Source organism: Nonomuraea sp. NPDC004702, from assembly GCF_053601695.1.
In genome coordinates this window covers 20,507-39,860 of sequence record NZ_JBSGCE010000010.1, presented here as the reverse complement: position 1 = coordinate 39,860, position 19,354 = coordinate 20,507, and the positions used below count along the sequence as shown (strand labels likewise).

14 protein-coding genes and 3 tRNA genes are annotated in these 19,354 nt (G+C 74.0%); 7 read left to right on the top strand and 10 right to left on the bottom strand.

Annotated elements, in window-relative coordinates; all coding sequences use genetic code 11:
• Positions 1-253 precede the first annotated feature (253 nt).
• The 3 genes from ACWEJ6_RS15280 to ACWEJ6_RS15270 form a co-directional block, all read right to left on the bottom strand.
• The gene (locus tag ACWEJ6_RS15280; protein WP_452424123.1) at positions 254-1,168 is read right to left on the bottom strand and encodes a D-alanyl-D-alanine carboxypeptidase family protein; all 915 of its coding nucleotides are present in this window, start codon (positions 1,166-1,168) and stop codon (positions 254-256) included.
• Positions 1,169-1,291: 123 nt separating this feature from the next.
• Positions 1,292-2,470: a glycosyltransferase family 4 protein gene (locus ACWEJ6_RS15275; protein WP_452424121.1), complete on the bottom strand. Its 1,179-nt coding sequence runs from the start codon at positions 2,468-2,470 to the stop codon at positions 1,292-1,294.
• Positions 2,467-3,312, bottom strand: coding sequence for a sulfotransferase family protein (locus ACWEJ6_RS15270; RefSeq protein ID WP_358285479.1), 846 nt, complete (start codon positions 3,310-3,312; stop codon positions 2,467-2,469). The genes ACWEJ6_RS15275 and ACWEJ6_RS15270 overlap by 4 nt, the downstream gene beginning before the upstream one ends.
• A gap of 159 nt (positions 3,313-3,471) precedes the next feature.
• On the opposite strand from ACWEJ6_RS15270, the gene ACWEJ6_RS15265 reads away from it, so the two are divergent.
• Both ACWEJ6_RS15265 and ACWEJ6_RS15260 read left to right on the top strand, forming a co-directional pair.
• Positions 3,472-4,491 carry a LacI family DNA-binding transcriptional regulator gene (locus ACWEJ6_RS15265; RefSeq protein WP_452424119.1) on the top strand — a complete coding sequence of 340 codons (1,020 nt, stop codon included), beginning with the start codon at positions 3,472-3,474 and terminating at the stop codon, positions 4,489-4,491.
• 39 nt (positions 4,492-4,530) lie between these two features.
• Positions 4,531-5,175 (top strand): phosphatase PAP2 family protein, encoded by a 645-nt coding sequence (locus ACWEJ6_RS15260; protein ID WP_452424117.1) that lies wholly within the window; start codon positions 4,531-4,533, stop codon positions 5,173-5,175.
• Here ACWEJ6_RS15260 and ACWEJ6_RS15255 read toward each other — a convergent pair.
• Entirely contained in the window at positions 5,114-6,100 is a 987-nt protein-coding gene (locus ACWEJ6_RS15255) for a LacI family DNA-binding transcriptional regulator (RefSeq protein WP_352361449.1), read from the bottom strand. The two genes, ACWEJ6_RS15260 and ACWEJ6_RS15255, sit on opposite strands and share 62 nt — an antisense overlap.
• Positions 6,101-6,348: 248 nt before the next feature.
• Between ACWEJ6_RS15255 and ACWEJ6_RS15250 the strand changes: the two genes are divergently transcribed.
• The 5 genes from ACWEJ6_RS15250 to ACWEJ6_RS15230 all read left to right on the top strand — a co-directional run bounded on the left by ACWEJ6_RS15250 (position 6,349) and on the right by ACWEJ6_RS15230 (position 13,611).
• On the top strand, positions 6,349-8,550 hold the full coding sequence (locus ACWEJ6_RS15250; RefSeq protein WP_452424115.1) for an RICIN domain-containing protein: 2,202 nt from the start codon (positions 6,349-6,351) through the stop codon (positions 8,548-8,550).
• Between the two features lie 75 nt (positions 8,551-8,625).
• Positions 8,626-9,945 carry an ABC transporter substrate-binding protein gene (locus tag ACWEJ6_RS15245; RefSeq protein WP_452424113.1) on the top strand — a complete coding sequence of 440 codons (1,320 nt, stop codon included), beginning with the start codon at positions 8,626-8,628 and terminating at the stop codon, positions 9,943-9,945.
• Positions 9,945-10,865, top strand: a complete 921-nt coding sequence (locus tag ACWEJ6_RS15240) for a carbohydrate ABC transporter permease (RefSeq protein WP_452424111.1) — start codon at positions 9,945-9,947, stop codon at positions 10,863-10,865. Before ACWEJ6_RS15245 ends, ACWEJ6_RS15240 begins: the two co-directional genes overlap by 1 nt.
• 38 nt (positions 10,866-10,903) lie before the next feature.
• The gene (locus tag ACWEJ6_RS15235; protein ID WP_452424109.1) at positions 10,904-11,707 is read left to right on the top strand and encodes a carbohydrate ABC transporter permease; all 804 of its coding nucleotides are present in this window, start codon (positions 10,904-10,906) and stop codon (positions 11,705-11,707) included.
• Positions 11,704-13,611, top strand: a complete 1,908-nt coding sequence (locus ACWEJ6_RS15230; RefSeq protein ID WP_452424107.1) for a DUF5107 domain-containing protein — start codon at positions 11,704-11,706, stop codon at positions 13,609-13,611. The genes ACWEJ6_RS15235 and ACWEJ6_RS15230 overlap by 4 nt, the downstream gene beginning before the upstream one ends.
• Before the next feature lie 39 nt (positions 13,612-13,650).
• Here the strand turns inward: ACWEJ6_RS15230 and ACWEJ6_RS15225 are convergent, their stop codons facing one another.
• The 6 genes from ACWEJ6_RS15225 to ACWEJ6_RS15200 all read right to left on the bottom strand — a co-directional run bounded on the left by ACWEJ6_RS15225 (position 13,651) and on the right by ACWEJ6_RS15200 (position 19,283).
• Entirely contained in the window at positions 13,651-14,292 is a 642-nt protein-coding gene (locus tag ACWEJ6_RS15225) for a maleylpyruvate isomerase N-terminal domain-containing protein (protein ID WP_452424105.1), read from the bottom strand.
• Complete coding sequence (locus ACWEJ6_RS15220; RefSeq protein WP_452424103.1) at positions 14,229-18,110, bottom strand: nSTAND1 domain-containing NTPase; 3,882 nt, start codon at positions 18,108-18,110, stop codon at positions 14,229-14,231. Before ACWEJ6_RS15220 ends, ACWEJ6_RS15225 begins: the two co-directional genes overlap by 64 nt.
• Positions 18,111-18,361: 251 nt before the next feature.
• A tRNA-Val gene (locus ACWEJ6_RS15215) sits at positions 18,362-18,436 on the bottom strand.
• Position 18,437: 1 nt separating this feature from the next.
• A tRNA-Cys gene (locus tag ACWEJ6_RS15210) sits at positions 18,438-18,511 on the bottom strand.
• Between the two features lie 16 nt (positions 18,512-18,527).
• Positions 18,528-18,599: transfer RNA gene (locus ACWEJ6_RS15205), tRNA-Gly, on the bottom strand.
• Positions 18,600-18,647: 48 nt separating this feature from the next.
• Positions 18,648-19,283 (bottom strand): ACT domain-containing protein, encoded by a 636-nt coding sequence (locus tag ACWEJ6_RS15200; protein WP_358285500.1) that lies wholly within the window; start codon positions 19,281-19,283, stop codon positions 18,648-18,650.
• Positions 19,284-19,354: the final 71 nt, after the last annotated feature.

The following is a 19,354-nucleotide window of genomic DNA, read 5'->3' as shown; positions in this document are numbered from 1 at the left end:
ATCACGAGCGTCCATCATGCGGACAGCCTGATCCCCCGGGAGACGACGCCTGTCAGGTAGGGGGCTTGGAGGGGCCCGTCAGGGGGGCGGGCGGCTGTGCGGGTGGGGAGATGTGGCAGGTCGTCGGGCGGCGGTGCCGCTGGGGGGTGTGAGGAGCGGGCCGCGGTGCGGGTGGAGATGTGGGAGGGGTCAGGCCGCGGTGCCGCTGGGAGGTATGGGGGGTGGGCCGCGGTGTGGGTGGAGGTGGGGGAGGTCAGGCGGCGGTGCGGGTGGGGGCCCAGGTGAGGAGGGACTGGGCGGTGTCGAAGCGGCGGCTGGAGACCGACTCGCCCAGGATCACGCCCACCAGCCGTTGCCCGTCCCGCTCACCGGCGAAGGCCAGGCTGTACCCCGCCGCCCGGGTGAACCCCGTCTTCAGCCCGATCACCCCCGGCTCGGCGAGCAGGCGGTTGGTGTTGCGCCAGCCGTACGCGCCGTGCTCCTCGGTCGCGGCGACCTCGTGGTACCGGGTCCCGGCCACGCCTTCGATCAGCGGCACCTGGAGGGCCTTGGCGGCCAGCACGGCCTGGTCGCGGGCGGTGGACCAGCCGTCGCCCGCCGGCGTGGGCAGCCCGTCGGCGTTGACGTACCGGGTGTCGTTCATGCCGAGTGAGCGGGCGGTGGCGTTCATCTTGTCGACGAACCCCGGCACGCCGGGCCCGTACGTACGGGCCAGCGCGTGGGCGGCGTCGGCGCCCGAGGGCAGCATGAGCGCGTAGAGCAGCTCGCCCACCGGCAGCCGGTCGCCGGGCCGCAGGTCGGCGGTGGTGCCGCCGCCCTCCTCGGCGTACCGCGCGTCCTGGGGGGCGATCTCCACCATGTCCGTGGGCCTGGCCGACTGCAGGACGACGTACGCCGTCATCGTCTTGGTGAGGCTGGCGATCGGCATGCGGGTGTCGGCGGCCTTGCCGAACAGCGCGCCGCCGGACCGGGCGTCCATCAGGTAGGCGGCCCGGCCGTACACGGCGGGCGCCCCGGCGTCGGCGGCGGAGGCGACGAGGGAAGGGGTCGCGGCGGAGGGGATCGCGGCGGACGGGGTCGCGGTCTGCGCGTACGCGGGCACGCCCAGCCCCGTGACCAGGGCGAAGGCGCCTGCGAACGCGGTGAGTCGAGCTTTCCGGTTACGCATGCACCCAGGCTGCCGCCCGGTTTGGCGTGCGTTTAACGATTTGCGGCAAAATCTGTGACCGAATCGTTAGAAACCCCGCCGACGCCGGAGGATCCGTCAGGTAGATCTTTCGTGCCGGGCCCCTCAGCGGCCCGTCCAGAGGTTGTCCGGCACCCGTTGCCCCCGCGTCAGCCCGGCGAACAGCTCCTCCCACATCGGCATCACCACCTCCGGCCCGTACGCCCGCGACGTCGCCGCCGCCGCCTCGCCCATCCGCACCCGCAGCTCCCGGTCGCCGATCACCCGGATCAGCGCCGCGGCCAGCGCGTCCACGTCCCTGGGCGGCACCAGGACGCCGTCCACGCCGTCGGTCAGCACGTCCCGCGGCCCGGTGGGGCAGTCGAAGGCGACCACGGGCAGCGCGTGCGTCATGGCCTCGATCATCACCATGGGCAGTCCCTCGAAGCGGGAGCTGAGCGCGTACACCGACGCCTCGGCCAGCTCCTTCTCCAGCCGCTCGGTACGGCCGGGCAGCGTCACGTGCTCCGCCAGCCCGTGCCGCGCGACCAGCCCGGCGAGCTGGCTGCGGCGCGGCCCGGTGCCGAAGACGCGCAGCCGCCACTCCGGATGCACCCGCACGACCTGCGCGAACGCCTCGATGAGCAGGTCGAACCCCTTCTGTGGCACCAGCCGCCCGGCCGCCACCACCACCGGGTTGACCTGCCGGGACGGTTCCTGCTCCACGCGGTGGACGGCGTTCGGGATCACCACCACCGGCGTGTCCGGCAGCAGGCGCTGGTATTCGAGCTTGTTGGTCCTGGTCAGCACGGTGACCGCGGCGAACCTGCCGTAGTGGCGGGCGATCTCCCTGCGGATCGTGTCGGGGTAGGCGGACAGGTTCATGTGCTCCTGCGCGATCCTGACGACGTCGGCGGGGGTGCGGCGGGCGGAGATCAGGTTCAGCGCGGGCCTGGTCGTCACCAGGACGCCGCCGGACAGGCCGGAGACGTAGTCCATCGCGGCCCGTTCCACCCGCTCGGTGAAGTAGTCGGCGGCGAACTCGCCGCGCGGCACGATCTTGCCGCGGATCCGCCGCCACGCCCTGCGGCCGACGGAGTCGGGCTGTCTGCCCCCGCGCTGGTCCACCAGCGTGGTGACGGTGACGCGGGGGTCGATGGCGAACTGCGGGGCCTCGCGCCGCCGTACCAGGCTGACCAGCTCGACGTCGTGCCCGGCCGCGGTCATCGCGTTCGCCTGGTTGACCACCGTGCGGATCGTGCCGCCCATGCCGTAGGCGTGCAGCATCAGGTAGCGGATCTTCACGCGAGGTACCCCCAGGTCCGGGCGATGGGCTTGAGGGGTTCGGGGATCTGGTCGGGGGAGGGCAGCTCGCGGGCGGGCTGGACGGTCCCGGTCCTGATCTTGTCCCGCCAGTCGCCGAGCCCCTTCTCCAGCACCTGCTGCTCGCCGTAGGAGAGCATCCGCGGCTCCCACTCCAGGCCGAGGAACGCGCAGATCTCGCGGGTGACGCGCTCGGGCTCGGCGCTCAGCTCCTCGTACCTGACGGTCAGCCCCGGCAGCGCGGCCCTGGCCCGCTGCACGGCCTTCATGTACCGCAGGGCGTCGAGGGCGGCCTCCTCGGGGGTGCGCCGGTCGGGGGCGGCCTCGTGCCAGGACGTGGCGATGGAGGCGGGGTGGCGCAGCAGGAAGACGAAGCGGGCGTCCGGCCAGCAGGCGGCGATGCGCTGGTGGGCGAAGGCGTTGGCGGGGGTCTTGTCCACGACGTACCGCTTGCCGCTGCGGACCAGCTCGCGGTGCAGCACCCGGTCCCACAGCAGGTGTTCCAGGTCGGCCTGGTTGTGCCCGAGCGCGGCCATCGCCTTGGCGGCCAGCGGAGTGCCGAACTGCACCCGCAACCGGCGTACGTGCAGCTCGTGGGGGGCGTGCAGGTCGGGGTGGGCGTTGAGGATCGCGCGCAGGAGCGTGGAGCCGGACCGTACGGGGGACAGGAGGAAGACGGGGGATTCGAGCAGCCGGTCGGTTAGCGGATCCGCGGGCGGTCTGATCTCGGGAGCGGGCGGGGGAGAGGGCGTGTTCCCGACTCGCTCGATCTGGAATCCGGTGAACCTGACCAGCGCTTTGTTGACGTGCCGCTGCCAGTTCATGGCGAGGCAGACTACCTACCGTTCCTGGCAGTTACCTGGCAGCGTCAGGCCGCCGACCAGGCGTACCGCGGGTTCGCGGGGGCCGTGCGCGGCTGCCGCGCGGTCGCGCGGGAGCGCCCCGGGCCTGTTAGCGTTACCGCTGACAGGAGGTGAGCGGCGGTGAAAGCGAAGGGCGACAGGCCGGCGGTGCTCATGGACGTGGCCGTGCTCGCCGGGGTCTCGGCCATGACCGTCTCGCGCGTGCTCAACGCGCCCGACCGGGTCCGCGCGGAGACCAGGGCCCGCGTCATGGCCGCGGTGCGCGAGCTCGACTACCGGCCCAACCAGGCCGCCCGCCAGCTCGTCACCGGCAGGTCCGGGGTGCTCGGCGTGGTCAGCATCGACACCACCCTCTACGGCCCGGCCTCCACGCTCTACTGCATCGAGCAGGCGGCCAGGCGGGCCGGCTACAACGTCAGCATCGCCAGCCTGCCCTCGCTCAGCCGCAGGTCGATGGAGGAGGGCGTGCAGCGGCTGCGCGCCCAGGCGGTCGACGGCGTGATCATCGTGGCGCCGCACGAGTCGGCCGCCGACGGCCTGCGCCACCTGCCGCCGGAGATGCCGGTGGTGGCCGTCGACGCCGGCGACGACATCCCCGTGCCGGTGGCCAAGGTCGACCAGCAGGCGGGCGCCAGGCGGGTCACCCGTCACCTGCTCAGCCTCGGCCACGAGACGGTCTGGCACGTCGCCGGCCCGGCCGACTGGCTCGACGCCAACGGCCGCATCGAGGGCTGGCGCGGCGTGCTGGAGGCCGCCGGCCGGGAGGTGCCCGAGGTGCTGCGCGGCGACTGGAGCGCCCGCTCGGGCTACCAGCTCGGCCGCCGCCTCTGCGAGAACCCCGACGTCACCGCCGTGTTCGTGGCCAACGACCAGATGGCCCTCGGCGTGCTGCGCGCGCTGCGCGAGGCCGGCCGCCGGGTGCCCGAGGACGTCAGCGTGGCCGGGTTCGACGACATCCCCGAGTCGGCCTACTTCTGGCCGCCGCTGACCACCGTGCGCCAGGACTTCGGCGAGGTCGGCAGGCACGCCTTCCACCTGCTGCTCGACTTCATGGCCGGGCACGAGCCCGAGGCGCGGCGGCTGGTCGAGCCCGAGCTCGTGGTCAGGGAGAGCACGGGAGCCAGGCCGTCCCGGGCATGACCGGCATGATCGGCGGGCAGGTGTAGGGCCGTCGCGGAGGTGATCGGCTGGATGATGCTGCTCGAACGTTTCGACGCCTGGGACAAGCGGGCCTTCGACCGGGTCGCGCGCTCCGACCTGCCGGTGCTCGACGCCCTGCTGCCGCATCTGTCGTCGGCGGCCGACAACTCGGTCCTGTGGGGGCTGGTGGCGGGCGTCCTGATGATGACGGGCCGGCCGCGCCTGCAGCGGGCGGGCGTCCGCGGGCTGCTGGCGATCTCGCTGGCCAGCCCGCTGACCAGCATGGTCGTCAAGCAGGCGATCCGCAGGCCGCGCCCGCTGACGGACCTCATCCCGGTGATCCGGCGCCGCCGGGTGCCGGCGTCCTCGTCGCTGCCGTCGGGGCACAGCGCGTCCGCGGTCGCCTTCGCGGTGGCGGTCGCCAGGGACGCGCCGCTGCCGGTCGCCACCTCCGTCACGCTGCTCGCCGCCGGGGTGGCCGCCTCCCGCGTGTACGTGGGCGCCCACTACCCGGGCGACGTGCTGGCCGGGGTCGCCGTGGGGGCGGCGGCGGGCTTGAGCGCCCGGGGCTGCGGACGCTGGCTGCGCCGCACGCTGGCCGCCTGCGCCGCGCCGCAGGAGGTCAGGCGGGGCCGCTGCTGGCCCGGACGATCAGGGTCGAGCGCAGCAACTGCAGGGAGTTGACCGGCGGACGGCCCTCGTCCAGGGCGCGCAGCAGGAGCTCGATGGCCTGCCTGGTCATCTCCCTGCTCGGGACGGCGACCGTGGTGAGGGCGGGGTGTGTCACCCGTACCTCGTCGATGTCGTCGTGGCCGACCACCGACAGGTCGCCGGGCACCGAGCGGCCGCCGAGCCGGGCCGCCTCCAGCGCGCCCAGCGCGAGGATGTCGTGCGTGCAGAAGAGGGCGGTCACGCCGGGGTCGGCGGTCAGGGCCGCAGTGGCGGCGGTGAAGCCGCCCATGGCCGTCGGCTCCGGCGCGGTGAAGACGGCCGCGGCCGGGACGTCGAGGCCGTCGCGGGCGAACGCGCGCCGGAACCCCTGCACGCGCAGCGCGTGCGGCGCGCTGCTCAGCACCGCGACCCGCTCGTGGCCCAGCTCGCGCAGATGCCGCCCGGCCAGGTAGCCGGCCTGTTCGTAGTCGATCGTGACGACGGGCAGGGTGTCGGGCACCTCGCTCTCCCACGCGCACAGCGCCACGGGGAAACGCGCGTCGGCCAGCAGCGGCAGGTGCTCGGTGAGGCCGTTGTCGCCGGCGATCAGCAGGGCGTCGACCGAGCGGCTGGTCAGGCCGGTGATGTGCCGGCGGGCCCGGTCGCCGTCGAGGCGGGTGGTGCACAGCAGCAGGTGGTAGCCGTGCTCCTCCAGGACGTTCTCCGCCTCCTCGACCACGGCCGAGTAGAACGAGCTGGCCACCGTCGGCACGAACAGGCCGACGGTCATGGTGGTGCCGGTGGCCAGCGAGCGGGCGACCAGGTTGGGCGTGTAGCCGAGCTCGGCGATGGCCGCGCGGACCCTGGCCTCGGTCTCGGGGCGGACGCGGACGCGGCCGGTGACCACGTTGGAGACCGTCTGCTTGGTGACCCCGGCCCGCTCGGCCACGTCCTGCATCGTGACCACGCGGCCTCCTAAAGGTTTGACCGGTCCAATGACGTCGCCCCGAAAGGTAGCCGCCAGGCTCCGATCTCGTCAACCATCGTGCGCATTACGTGCCTTTTGACCGGACAAGAGAGCAAGAACGCGAATTCGGGCCTTGTTTGAGCGGTCAAATCTGGCGTATGGTCCGGCCACGCGGTTCCGGCTCGTGGTCCCCCCCAAGGGCCCGCCCGATGTGGCGTGCCCGACAGAAAGGAGCACCCGTGTCCCCCCATCGCAACGTGCTCACCGCCGCCGCCGCGGCCCTGACGCTGGTCCTGGGCGGCTCCCTCGCCGTCCCGGCCGCGTCGGCCGCACCGCCCGACGCCACCTACACGATCACCGTCGGCTCCACCGGCCGCTACGCCCATCCCACCGACACCCCGGCCGCCACCTACATCGACAAGGACGGCACCTTCTACTTCCAGCAGTCGGCCGCCCTCTACGGCGCCTCCGACCCCCGCTACTGGGACTTCTTCACCGGCTCGAACTTCGAGACCGCCACCCGCTCGGCCGCGATCAGCGACGCGGTCAACCCGGCCAACTCCGCCGACCGCAACAACGACACGACCTGGCGCTGCAACAACAGCCCGACCGGCGTCGAGGCGACCCCCGCCGGCGCGGGCTCGGGATACGCCCACAAGAACTACTGCGACCTGGTCGGCGTCTGGGTGGACCCCGACACCGGCGACTGGTACGGCCTGGTGCACAACGAGTTCACCCCCCAGCCCTTCGGCGACGGCCTGCACTACGACTCGCTCGACTACGCCGTCTCCCGCAACCAGGGCCGGGTGTGGACCATCCTCGGCCACGCGATCACCTCGCCGTACAGCACGAAGCGCAACGACGCCGCGGCCTTCCCCCACCAGACCTACGACTACGGCGACGGCGACCCGCGCCTGTTCGCCGACCCGGTCTCGGGCTACTTCTACGTCTACTACGGCTCGCGGATCATCCCGAAGGGCGGCGTGGGCGGCGGCAACGGCGGCCTGGCCCACGTGGCGCGGGCGCCGATGTCGGCCAAGATGGCGACCGGCTCGTGGACCAAGTGGTACGACGGCTCCTGGTCGCAGCCCGGCGTCGGCGGCAAGGAGAGCAACATGGTCCCGGTCACCGCCGCGAACCCCCGGGGCTACACGCCCGTAGGCGGCGACTACGACCCGGCCAACACCGGCACGGTCGACCAGCAGATCGCCGCCGGGGAGCTGCCGCCGAAGTCCGACCTGTTCATCATGAACATCGCCTACGACGCCCACCTCGGCCTCTACCTCGGCGAGCCCGAGGTCGTCTCCGGCCGTCAGCCGCAGCGCCTCTACGTCACCGACGACCTGTCGACCCAGCGGTGGCGCCTGATCGGCGACACCGGGAGCTACGTCTCCGGCTCCTGGTACCGCTGGTTCCTCGACGACGTCAGCAGAACCGGCTCCGCCATCGTCGGCCGGACGTTCCGCTCGTACTGCTCGATCGAGTGCGCGACCTCCAGCGGCGAGTACGCGAACCTCACCGTCACCTCCACCGCGCCCGCCCCCGCCCCGGCGGACCCGGCCAGGACCTACCGGATCGGCACCGGGGCGGGCCGCGTCCTGGCCCAGGTCTCCGGCGGCCCGGCGACCACCTCCGCCGCCGCCCCGACGGGCTCGCCCCTGGAGAACTGGACGTTCACCCCCAACGGCGACGGCTCCTACCGCATCGCCAACGCCTCCACCGGCGGGCTGCTCGGCGTGGACGCGGCCACGACGGCCGGCCGCGCCTGGGGGGCGAAACCGGTCGTCACCGCGCCCGGCGCCGGCGGGCCCACCGCGGGCCAGCAGTGGTTCGTGGTGCCGGGCGGGAGCGGCCACCGGCTGGTCAACCGCTACAGCGGCCTCGCGCTCGCCCTGACGGCGGACGCGTCCCGACCGGCCGAGACCACCCCCGTACGCCACTGGAGCGACACCTCCGGCGGGACGGTCGGCGGTCGCCGCACGGCCGCCGAGCAGACCCTGACGCTGACCGACACCGGCGCCTCGGGCGGCGACCTGAGCGGCACCCACACCCTGACCGCCGCCGGCAAGGCCCTGGACGACCCCGACCACTCCACCACCCCGGGCACCCAGCTCATCACCTGGACCCCCAACTCCGGCGCCAACCAGCGCTGGGCCTTCACCCGTCAGCCCGACGGCTCCTACCAGATCGCCAACGGCCTGTCGAAGCTCTGCGTGGACGTCGGCGGCGGCTCGACCGCCGCCGGCGCCCAGATCATCCAGTGGACGTGCACCGGCGCCGCGAACCAGCGCTGGCAGGTCACCCCTGCCCCTGCGGGCGGCTACCGGATCGCCTCGCAGAAGAGCGGGCTGCTGCTCACCACGGCCTCCACCGCCGACGGCGCGCTCGTCACCCAGCAGGCCGACACCGGCTCGGCGCTGCAGCGCTGGACCGTCGGCTGACTCTCCTCCGGCGGGGCCCCGTCCGGGCCCCGCCGGGCCACCCCCCGAATCTCACAGGACAGGCGGTGCCGCTCGATGAGCTCATCCCGATCCCTCCCCATCCGCAGGACGTTCGCCGGGCTCGCCGCCGGCGCGCTGGCCCTCGGCCTGGTCACCGCCTGCGGCGGCGACGCCCAGGACGCGTCCGGCAAGGAGCTCGTCTACTGGTCGATGTGGAAGCAGGGCGAACCCCAGCAGGCGGCCCTGCAGGCCGCGATCAACCGCTTCACCCGGGCCACCGGCATCAAGGTCAAGGTCGAGTGGGCCGGCCGCGACGTGGTCAAGCAGAAACTGCCCGCCGCGCTCACCACGTCGAAGGTGCCGGACGTGGTCGACCAGTCCGACGACACGATCCGGCCGTACATGGTGACCCCGGGCGTGGCCCGGGGGCTGGCCAAGGTGTACGAGGCCGACGTGCCCGGCGAGGCGGGCAAGAAGGTCAAGGACGTCATCCCGGCCAAGTACTCGCTGAGCCCGGCGTTGCGGCTGCCGGACGGCCAGCCGTACATGGTGCCCTACAGCGTGGCCGGCATCGGCCTGTTCTACGACGCCGCCACCCTCACCGAGACGCCGCCGAAGGACTGGACGGCGTTCCTGGCGCTGCTCGGCACCCTCAAGGCGGGCGGGCGGACGGCCCCGCTCACCGCCGACGGCGAACAGTACTGGTCCGACTCGTACTGGATGAACTACTACCTCTACCGGACGATCGGCGCGGACGGCCTCAAGGCCATCGCCGAGGACCGGACCGGGCAGTCGTGGAGGAAGCCCGAGGTGCTGGCCGCCGCCCGGCAGATCGAGCGGTTCGCCAAGGAGGGCTACCTGCTCAAGGGGTACGACGCCAGCAAATACCCCGAGCAGCAGAAGAACTGGGCCCAGGGCCGGGCCGCGTTCATGATCATGGGTTCCTGGCTGCCCAGCGAGGTCGGCTCGTACGCCAGGGCCGGGTTCAAGCCCGCCTCCATGCCCTTCCCCGAGGTCGGCGGGCCGGCCAGGGGCGAGGAGGTCGTGCAGTTCGGCTTCGCGATGCCCGCCAAGGCCAGGAACGTCGAGGCCGGAGAGCGGTTCATCGCGTACCTGACGACCAAGGAGTTCGCCGACGACCTGGCCAGGACGGCCTCCGTGCTCTCGCCGCGCGCGGACGCGTTCGTGCCCGAGGCGCTGGCCGGGGTGAAGCGGCAGCTCGACAGCGTGCCCGAGACCTACCCGTTCGCGGCCGGGCTGAGCGTGCCGGGCTGGACCGACAAGGTCTACTACCCGACGGTGGGCGAGCTGTTCAACGGCAGGCTCACCGCGCAGGGGTTCGTGGACAAGATCACCGCGGTCCAGGCCGGCTTCTGGAAGAACCAGGGCAGCTGATGGCGGCCGAACCCGGGACGCGGCCCGGCCCGGCCGTACGGGCCCGGCAGCGGGCCTTCGTCCCCATGGTGGGCCCGGCCCTGGCGCTGCTGGGCGTCTTCGTCCTCGGCCCGGCCTGCTACGCGGTGTGGATCAGCCTCCAGCAGACCGCCGGGTACGGCGACTCGCGCTTCGTCGGCCTGCGCAACTACGCCCGCCTGCTGGGCGACCCGGTCTTCCACACCGCGCTGCTCAACACCCTGAAGCTGCTGGTCGTCGGCGGGGGCGTGACGTTCGCCGCCGGGTTCGCGCTCACGATGGTGCTCAGGGAGATGCGCGGGCGGCTGATCGCCCGCAACATCCTGTTCTTCCCCAACATCGTCAGCGCGCTGGTGCCGGCCATCGTGGCGGGATTCCTGTTCAACCCCGACGGGCTGGTCAACACCGTGCTGAAGGGCGTCTTCGGGGTGAGCGACCCGCCCAAGTGGCTGGCCGTGGACAACACGTTCACGCTCATCATGATCGTGGCGATCTGGGCGGCCGTCGGGTACTACACCACGATCATCATGGCCGCCGTCGACCGCATCCCCGCCTCCTTCCACGAGGACTGCGCGCTGCTCGGGGCCACGTCCTGGCAGCGGCTGCGGCACGTCACGATCCCGCTGACCTGGGACGTGCTCAGCGTCTGCGCGCTGCTGTGGACCATCAGCTCGATCAAGGTGTTCGAGCTGGTGCTGGTGTTCGGCGGCGGCACCGCGGGCACGCCGCCGAGCAGCACCTGGACCGTCGCCCTCTACAGCTACGCGGCCACGTACGGCGGCTCCGGCTCGCCGCCCGAGCTGGGGATGACCGCCGCCAGCGCGCTGTTCAGCCTGTTGATCGCGGCGGCCGTGGTGCTCCTGCTGCGGCGGGCGCTCGACCGTGAAGCCGTCCGGTTCTGAAAGGGGGGCCGACCATGAGACCGACGAGGCTCGCGCCCATGAAGGCGGCCGTTTGGGCGGTCGTCGCCGCCGACGTGGCGCTGCTGGCGTGGGTGCTGATCACATCGCTGAAGAGCACCCGCGACGTGTTCGACCATCCGTGGCGGCTGCCGATCCCGCCGACGCTGGACAACTACCTGACCGCGCTGGAGGTCGGGAACTTCGGCCGGGCCGCGGTCAACAGCGCGGTCGTGGGCGTGCTGTCCGCGGTGCTGGCCGTGGTGGTCGCCGCGCCGGCCGCGTACGCGCTGACCCGGACCGCGAACCGCGCGGGACGGCCGCTGACGCTGCTGTTCGCGCTCGGGACCGGCGTGCCCACGCAGGTCATCCTGCTGCCGATCTTCCTCATGCTGAGCAGCCTGGAGCTCACCTCCACCCTGACCGGCCTCACCCTGGCCTACGTCGGCACGGCCATGCCGTTCACCGTCTTCCTGCTGACCGGCTTCTTCCGGTCGCTGCCCGGCGAGCTGGAGGAGGCCGCCGCGCTGGACGGCGCCGGGGTGTGGCGGACGTTCCTGCGCATCGTGGTGCCGGTCGCCCGGCCGGGGCTGGTCACCGTGTTCGTGCTGCAGCTCATCGTCTCCTGGAACGAGACCATGCTCGCCCTGGTGCTGATGCAGGACGACGAGAAGGAGACGCTGCCGGTGGCGCTGATCGGCTTCGCCCAGCAACAGCAGTACACCGGCACCAACTGGGGCGGTATGTTCGCCGGCGTCTGCGTGGTCGTGCTGCCCATGGTGGTCCTGTTCGCCTGGGTGGGACGCCGCGTCACCGAAGGCATCACCTTGGGGATGGGGAAATGACGACGACCGTCCGCCGCATCATGATCACTCTGCCGGTCGCCCCGCCCGGCCCGGACAACCCGCTGCCGCCCCTCGGCGAGGCCGCCGGGCCCGCGCCCACGGTCGCCGGCGCGCCGCCCGACATGGCCTTCCAGCTCTCCTACGGCAGGCTCGCCTCCGTGCTGCCCTGCCGCGTCCAGGACGGCTACGACCGGGCGCGCCGGCCCCGCCGGGTCGAGGCGATCCAGCTCGCCAACGACCGGCTGACCGCGACCGTGCTGCCCGGCTGGGGCGGACGGCTGTACTCGCTGGTCCACCGCGACCACGGCGAGCTGCTCTACCGGAACCCGGTGCTGCAACCGGCGAACTTCGGGCTGACCGGCGCCTGGTTCTCCGGCGGCGTGGAGTGGAACTCCGGCTCGACCGGGCACACCACGCTGACCTGCCGCCCGGTGTTCGCCGGGGAGGCCGAGGGGCCCGACGGCACGCCGATGGTCCGGGTGTGGGAGTGGGAACGCACCCGGGACCTGCCGTACCAGGTGGACTTCTGGCTGCCGCGCGGGTCGGACTTCCTGTACGTGGGCGTGCGCATGCGCAACCCGCACCCGCACGAGGTGCCGGCGTACTGGTGGTCGAACATCGCCGTCCCCGAGACCGGGCGGACGCGCGTGCTCGCCCCGGCCGGCACGGCCTGGCACTTCGGCTACGCCGGGCGGCTCGAACGGGTCCCCATCCCGCTCTGGGACGGCCTGGACCGCAGCTACCCGGCCCGCGCGGACCACGCCGCCGACTACTTCTTCGAGCTCGGCGACCGCCGTCCGTGGATCGCCGCGCTCGACGGCTCCGGCGCGGGCCTCGTGCACACCTCCACCCGGTCGCTGCGCGGGCGCAAGCTCTTCCTGTGGGGACGCGGGCCCGGCGGGCGCCGCTGGCAGGACTGGCTCACCGAGCCCGGCACCGGCGGCTACCTGGAGATCCAGGCGGGGCTGGCCCGTACCCAGCTCGAACACGTGCCGCTGCCCGGCGGGGGCGAGTTCTCCTGGCTGGAGGCGTACGGGCCGCTGCGCGCCGACCCCGCCGCCGTGCACGGCACGGACTGGTCGGAGGCGGTGCGGGCGGCCGAGGAGGAGCTGGCGGCCCGGCTGCCGGCCGCCGAGGTGTCCGCCGCCTGGCGCAAGTGGCGGCCGCACGCCGACCAGGAGCCCGTCCGGATCCTGGCGGAGGGGTCCGGCTGGGGCGCCCTGGAGGTGGCACGCGCCGGCGTCGCCACGCCCGGCACCCCGTTCCCCCGGTCCACCCTCGGCGCCGACCAGTCGCCCTGGCTGACTCTCCTCACCACCGGCGCCTTCCCCCGTCCTGAGCCCTCTCCCGGCGCGGATCCCGGGCACAGCCTCGTGTCCGGGCCGTGGCGGCGGCTGCTGGAGCGGGCGCCGGAGACCTGGGTGACGGCCTACCACCTGGGCGTGGCCGCCTGGCACGCGCAGGACCGCGGGGAGGCCGCACGCGCGTGGCGGCGCTCCGCCGAGCTGCGCCCGAACCCCTGGGCGACCCGCTGCCTGGCCCGCACCACCGCGAACCCGGACGAACGGGCCACCCTGTACCTCGCGGCCCTCCACCGGACGGCCGGACTCGTCCGGGAGCGCCTGGCGGCGGAGGCGGCCGTCGCGCTGCTGGAGGCCGGGAGGGCCGCCGAGTGCCTGGCCGTCCTGGACACGCTTCCCGCGACCGGCCGGGCCGTCCTGCTCCGCGCCCGCGCCCTGCTCGCCGCCGGGGACCGGGACGGCGCCCGCGCGCTGTTCGACGCCGGCTTCGACGTCGATGACCTGCGGGAGGGCGAGCCCGTCCTGCACGACACGTGGTCACGCCTGACCGCCGACCCGCTGCCCGGACGCTACGACTTCCGCATGCACCCGGACGACGCCTGACCCCGCGCCGGAGCACGGCCGTCCTCGGCTCCGCGGTGGTCAGCCCAGCAGCGGGAAGCGGTCGTCGGCGGACGGGAGCCGTCCGGTGGCTTCGAGCACGTACGCCGTCAGGTCCAGATGGGCCGGGCGGTCCGCGCCGAGCAGCCCGTCGAGGGTCTCGCCGGCCAGCTCCAGCGCCTCCCGGGCGGGCGGCCGCGCGGCCTGCAGGTCGAGGTGGTGGACGGCGGCCTCGGTCGCCAGCGTGGCCAGGAAGTCGGGCACGGCGATCACGTGCCCCTGCGTGGCGACGCATCCCGCCGGGTCGGCCGCCAGCGCCGCCCGCACGGCGGCGGGGGCGGTGTCCTGCCACACCCGCAGCACCCCGGAGGGCCGGGTGAAGGCGGACGCGGACCTGCGCACCCACCAGGCGTGGGCGTCCGCGCCGCCCCCGGCGCCCTCGGGGGCGTCCGGGACGGGCTGGAAGGAGCTCCAATAGGTGACGTGGTCCACGTCGGGCGGTCCGTCGGCCGGGGTGGCGAACGCGACGAGGGCCCGCTGGGCGTCGCACAGCACGTGGAAGAGCAGATCCACCCCGGCCCAACCGGCGCACCGGGTGGGCCTGAGCGGGTCGGTCTCGCTCACCGCGGCCGTGAACTCGCGGTAGGCGGCGGCGAGGGCGGTGCGGGCACGTTCGAAGTCCATGGGGACGATTCTTTCCCGCGGCCCGCCGCTTCCGGCCGGACGGGCGGGCAACCCCACTGGTACGGGCGCTGCGGGAAGTGCGTCCGCCACTCCGCGGACGTCAGCTCCCCGGCCCGCCGGCACAGGACGGCGGCCGAGGCGGCCGGATCGAGCTCGTACCGCTGGACCGGGACGTGCTCCCCGGCCACGTACAGGACCCGGCCGCCGTCGCCGAAGGCCAGCGCGAGGACGGCGTCGCCCGGCGTGGGCAGCGGCGAGCCGATCGGCTGCCGGGAGGCCACGTCCCACAGCTGCAGCGAGCCGTTCGCGCCGCCGGTCGCGAGGACTGTGCCGTCCGGCGAGAACGCCAGCGCGTTGACCATGACGCTGCGGTCGGCGGCGGCCGTCGTGGGGATCGCCAGCGTGCCGAGACGGCGCTCCGCGCGGCCGTCCCACAGGACGGTGCGGCCCGTGGCGTCCCCGGCGGCCAGGTACCGGCCGTCCGGGCTGAAGGCCAGCGAGGTGGTCTGGCCGGGCCCGTACCGGCCCTGGATCCGCCGCGTCGAGGGCAGGTCGACGAGGTCGCCCATGGAGGTGACCAGCAGCCGCCGGTCGGGGTCCGTCCGCAGCTCGTGGCCGGTGACGTCGGGGAGCGTCTTGGTGACGGTCCGGCTGCGCGGGTCCCAGACGCTCAGCCGGCCCACCAGGGGCGGGGAGGCCGCCAGCAGCGTGCCGCCGGGGCCGAAGGCCAGGGCTCCGACCGAGCGGGCGTCGCCGTCCAGCGTCAGGCTGTCCGACAGGCGGGCGCGGGCGACGTCCCACACCGACACCCGGGTGGGCAGCGAGCGGTAGCCCAGGGGGGAGCCGCCGTAGGCCAGCCGCCGCCCGTCGTCGTCGAAGGCCAGCAGCAACGTGCACTGCGGGATCTGCGACTTCGGCTCGGGGCAGGCCACCTCCGGGAGGTCGGCGGTGGGCCGGCCGGTCCGCCGGTCGTACAGCCGGAAACGCACGAGGCCCGTCTCGTGCCCCGGGTAGCCGAGGGCGAGCGCGGCGCCGTCCGGGCCGAAGGCCGCCGCGGCGGCCGCCTCCGCCCGCCATCCGGGGCTCGCCGCGCCGCCCAGGTCGAGGGTGCGCACGGTCGCGGGCCACGTGGAGCCGGACCCGGCGAGGTAGCGGATCCGGTTCGCCCCCGGGTCCACCCGCAGGTCCACGGCCTGCTCGCCGGACAGGGGATGCCGGAAGACCGGCAGTTCGGGGGAGGCCAGGCGCCACAGGACGATCGCGGCGCCGTCGGAGGCGGCCAGGAAGGCGCCGTCGGCGCTGAAGGACACCTCCTTGACGTCGCGGCGGACGACGCCCGGCAGCTCCTTGCCCGACGCGAGCTCCCACATGCGGACCTTCTCCGTCGTGACGACCGCCAGGCGCCCGCCGTCGGGGGTGAAGCGCACCCGCTCGTACTGGCACTGCTCGCGGGTGAGGACGGGCGCCCACGGCGTGCCGATCCGGCGGGCCGCCGCGACGTCCCACAGCTGCAACGGCTCGCCGGGCACGCAGAGCGCCAGCAGGCGGCCGTCCGGGCCGAGCGTCGCGTCCGGGAACGACGGGTCCGCCCAGTCGCGCCGGTCGGCCGAGCTGCGCAGGTACGCCGTCCCGAACTCCCAGGTGATCTCCGCCGGGTCGGCGGGCGCCCGGCGGGGGAACTCGACCGTCAGCAGCTCGCGCCGGGTCCGCGTGTCCCACACCCGGACCCGGTAGGTGTCCCGCCCGGCGTCGTAGCCGATGACGGTGCGCCCGTCCGGGCCGGCCTCGAACCCGTCCGGGGCGCGGCCGAGGGCGGCCGGGGCCCGGCTGCCGGTCCGCAGGTCCCACAGGCCCACCTCGCCGTCCGCCAGGCGCATGGGCAGCGTCCACGCGTCGCCTCTGCGGGCGCCCAGCTGGTCGAGCGTCGCGCCGGGGGCGGGCATGGAGCCCGTCGCGCGGCGGGCATCCAGGTCCCAGGACGTGACCTGGTCGGCGCCGACGCTGAGCAGGGTCCGCCCGTCGGCGCTGAGGTGCCGCCTGGTCAGGCTGCCGCCGGCGGGGTCGGTGAAGACGTCCTGGGCCGGCTGGACGGCCGCGGCCAGCAGGGCGGAACGGGTCTCCGGCAGGTCGGCCAGCCGCCAGGCGGCCAGGGCCAGCCGCATCGAGGCGCGCGGGTCGGAGTCGCGCAGGCTCGCCGCCACGCCTGCGGTGCGGCGGGCCTCGGCCTCGCGCTGCCGCTGCTCGCCGGTCCTGCTCTGCTGCCAGGCCAGCAGCGCCGCGGTCAGGGTGAGCACGAGCAGCACGGCGGTGGCCGTCGTGCGCCGCCTGCGCCGCCGTCGTTCGCCGTCGCGGGCGGCGCGGCTCGCCGTGAGGAAGTCGCGCTCCAGCGGCGTGAGGACGCCGGCCCGTCCGAGGTGCTCGTCGGCGACGGCCAGCGCCACCCCCCGGTACAGGCCGCCCGGGTCGCGGTCGTGGTCCTGCCAGGCGCCGGCCGCCTCGGTCAGACGGCGGTGCACGCGCAGGCGTTCGCGGTCCTCCTCGATCCAGCCGCGCAGCCGGGGCCAGGCGGTGAGGAGCGCCTCGTGCGCCAGGTCGACGCGTCCCTCGTCGAGGGTGACCAGCCGCGCCCCGGCCAGCCGCTCCAGCAGCTCGCCGGTCTCGTCGTCCGGCTCGCCGGTGAGCAGTTCGGCGCGCTCGACCGGGCGGCGGGTGTCCTGGCCGTCCTGGCCGGGGGTGACCAGGCGGAGCATCAGGTGGCGCAGGCGCTCCCGCCGCGCGGGGGACAGGCCGGCGTACAGTTCCTCGGACGTGCGCGCGATGGCGCTGCGCAGGCCGCCCGCGGCCGTGTAGCTCGCCACCGTCAGCACCCGGCCGCGCCGCCGCCGCCAGGTCTCCAGCAGCGCGTGCGACATCAGCGGCAGCGCGCCGGGCTCGCCCTCCACCTCGCCGACGATCATGGCGGTCAGCTCGCGCTCCACCACCAGCCCGGCCCCGGCCGCCGGCCTGACGATCGCCGCCCGCAGCTCGGCCGCGCTCATCGGGCTCATCAGCAACGTCGCGTCCCTGGCCGACTCGGCCAGCCCCCGGTGCCCGGCGCACTGCCCGAAGAAGTCGGCCCGTACGGCCAGCACGACCCGCGGCCCCTTCCCGGCCCGCGCGGCGGCCAGCAGCGCGTCGATGAAGGCGGCCCGCCGCGCCGGATCGGCGCAGAGGGCGAAGACCTCCTCGAACTGGTCCACGACGAGCACGTCCGCCCGCACGCCGGCCTCCTCCGGCCGCGGCTCGGGACCGGGCGTGACCACGCGGACCACCGGCGGCCGGCCGCCGGAGTCGCCGGTCCGCAGCAGCCGGGGCACCAGCCCCGCGCGCAGGAGGGAGGACTTGCCGCTGCCGGACGGCCCGACGAGCAGCACCAGCCGGTGCTCGCCGACCAGCGCCGCCAGCCGCTCCACCAGCGCGCCGCGCCCGAAGAAGCGGTCCTGGTCGCTGGTCTCGAACCGGGCCAGGCCCAGGTACGGGGCGGGGGAGTCGTCCTCGGTGGCCGCCTGGGCGAGGGCTTCCCGATCGGCCTCCTCCCAGCGCCGCCGCCAGGTCTCGACGTCCCCGCCGCAGGCCCGGACGTAGGCCAGGGCGACGGGCAGCGAGGGCAGCCGGTAACCGGCGGCGGCCTGGGCGAGGGTGGCGGCGGAGTAGTGGGCGCGGGCCGCCATCGCCCGGTAGGTGAGCCCGCCGGCCTCCTGGCGTAACTTGCGCAGCTCGTACGCGAATCGGGCGACGGGCCCGGAGGCCGGGTCCAGCGGCTGCTCACGACGGCCCAACGTCCCCTCCAGCGAATCCTCTCAAGATCACGTTACTGGTCACGAGAGATACGGAGTCGCCGGCCACCCCGATCAGGACGTGCCGGGCGCCGCGAACCTGCGTCCGTTTCGCGACAGCAGGCCGAAGCCCGACACGTTGAGGGCGGAGCTGGTCACGGTGAGGGCGGCGGGTCGGATCCCGTCATCGAGGGAGGCCGGGCCCGGACAGCCGAAAGGCCAGACCCCGTCGTTCTGGGTCTGGCCTTGGAGTGTGGTGGACGATACTGGGATTGAACCAGTGACCTCTTCCGTGTCAGGGAAGCGCTCTCCCGCTGAGCTAATCGTCCTTGGAGGTGGAGACGGGATTTGAACCCGTGTGGACGGCTTTGCAGGCCGCTGCCTCGCCTCTCGGCCACTCCACCGAGTCGAACCACTCCGAGCGGAAGACGGGATTCGAACCCGCGACCCTCACCTTGGCAAGGTGATGCTCTACCACTGAGCCACTTCCGCGCTGTTGCGTGCCTAACTCTAGCGCCTTTTCCGACCAGATGCTTCCCGCTACTTGCGGAGCCGGCGGGCGACGCCGCGTTCGGTGGCCGGCAGGCTCAGGAAGATCTCCAGGATCCGGGTGAGCCGGTGGACCTCGATGCGGTGGAAGGCCGGACCCTCGGAGCGGGCCAGCAGCAACGTCAGGGCGAGCGGCGGGAGCGGGGCGTGGATGGCGTGCACGCCGCCGTCGAGCGTGAGGGCCGCCGGGCGTGGCGGGGCCGGGCTGGGGACGGTCAGGCCCTGCGGGGCGCGCCAGCTCGCGTAGACCACGCCGTGGTCGGCGGCGGTGGCGGCCCAGTCGGCGCTGAACAGCACCGGCAGCGAGTCGACGAGCGTGGTCAGCGCGCGGTCGCCCGCGGTGGTGATGTACTTGAGTATCTCCAGCTCAGGGTAGGTGCCGGCGGTCTCGCGGGTGGTCCAGATGCCTTCCACGCGGACGTCGTCGACGCTCTCCAGGCTCTTGACCAGCACCTCCCGCGGGGTGCTCTCGGGGCAGAAGACGGTGATGTCGTCGACCGCCGAGCCGGCCCCCCGGTCGAGGACGGTGACCTGGGTGATGTCGGCCCCCGCCGTGCCCAGGGCCTTGGTGACCTGGGCCAGAGACCCCGGACGGTCGGGCAGCGCCACGCGCACGCGAAGAAGCATCGATCCCTCCCTGGTGATGCCGTCCACAGCCTATAGGCGAATACCGCTTCCGGCCTGAGCTGCGCTACAAC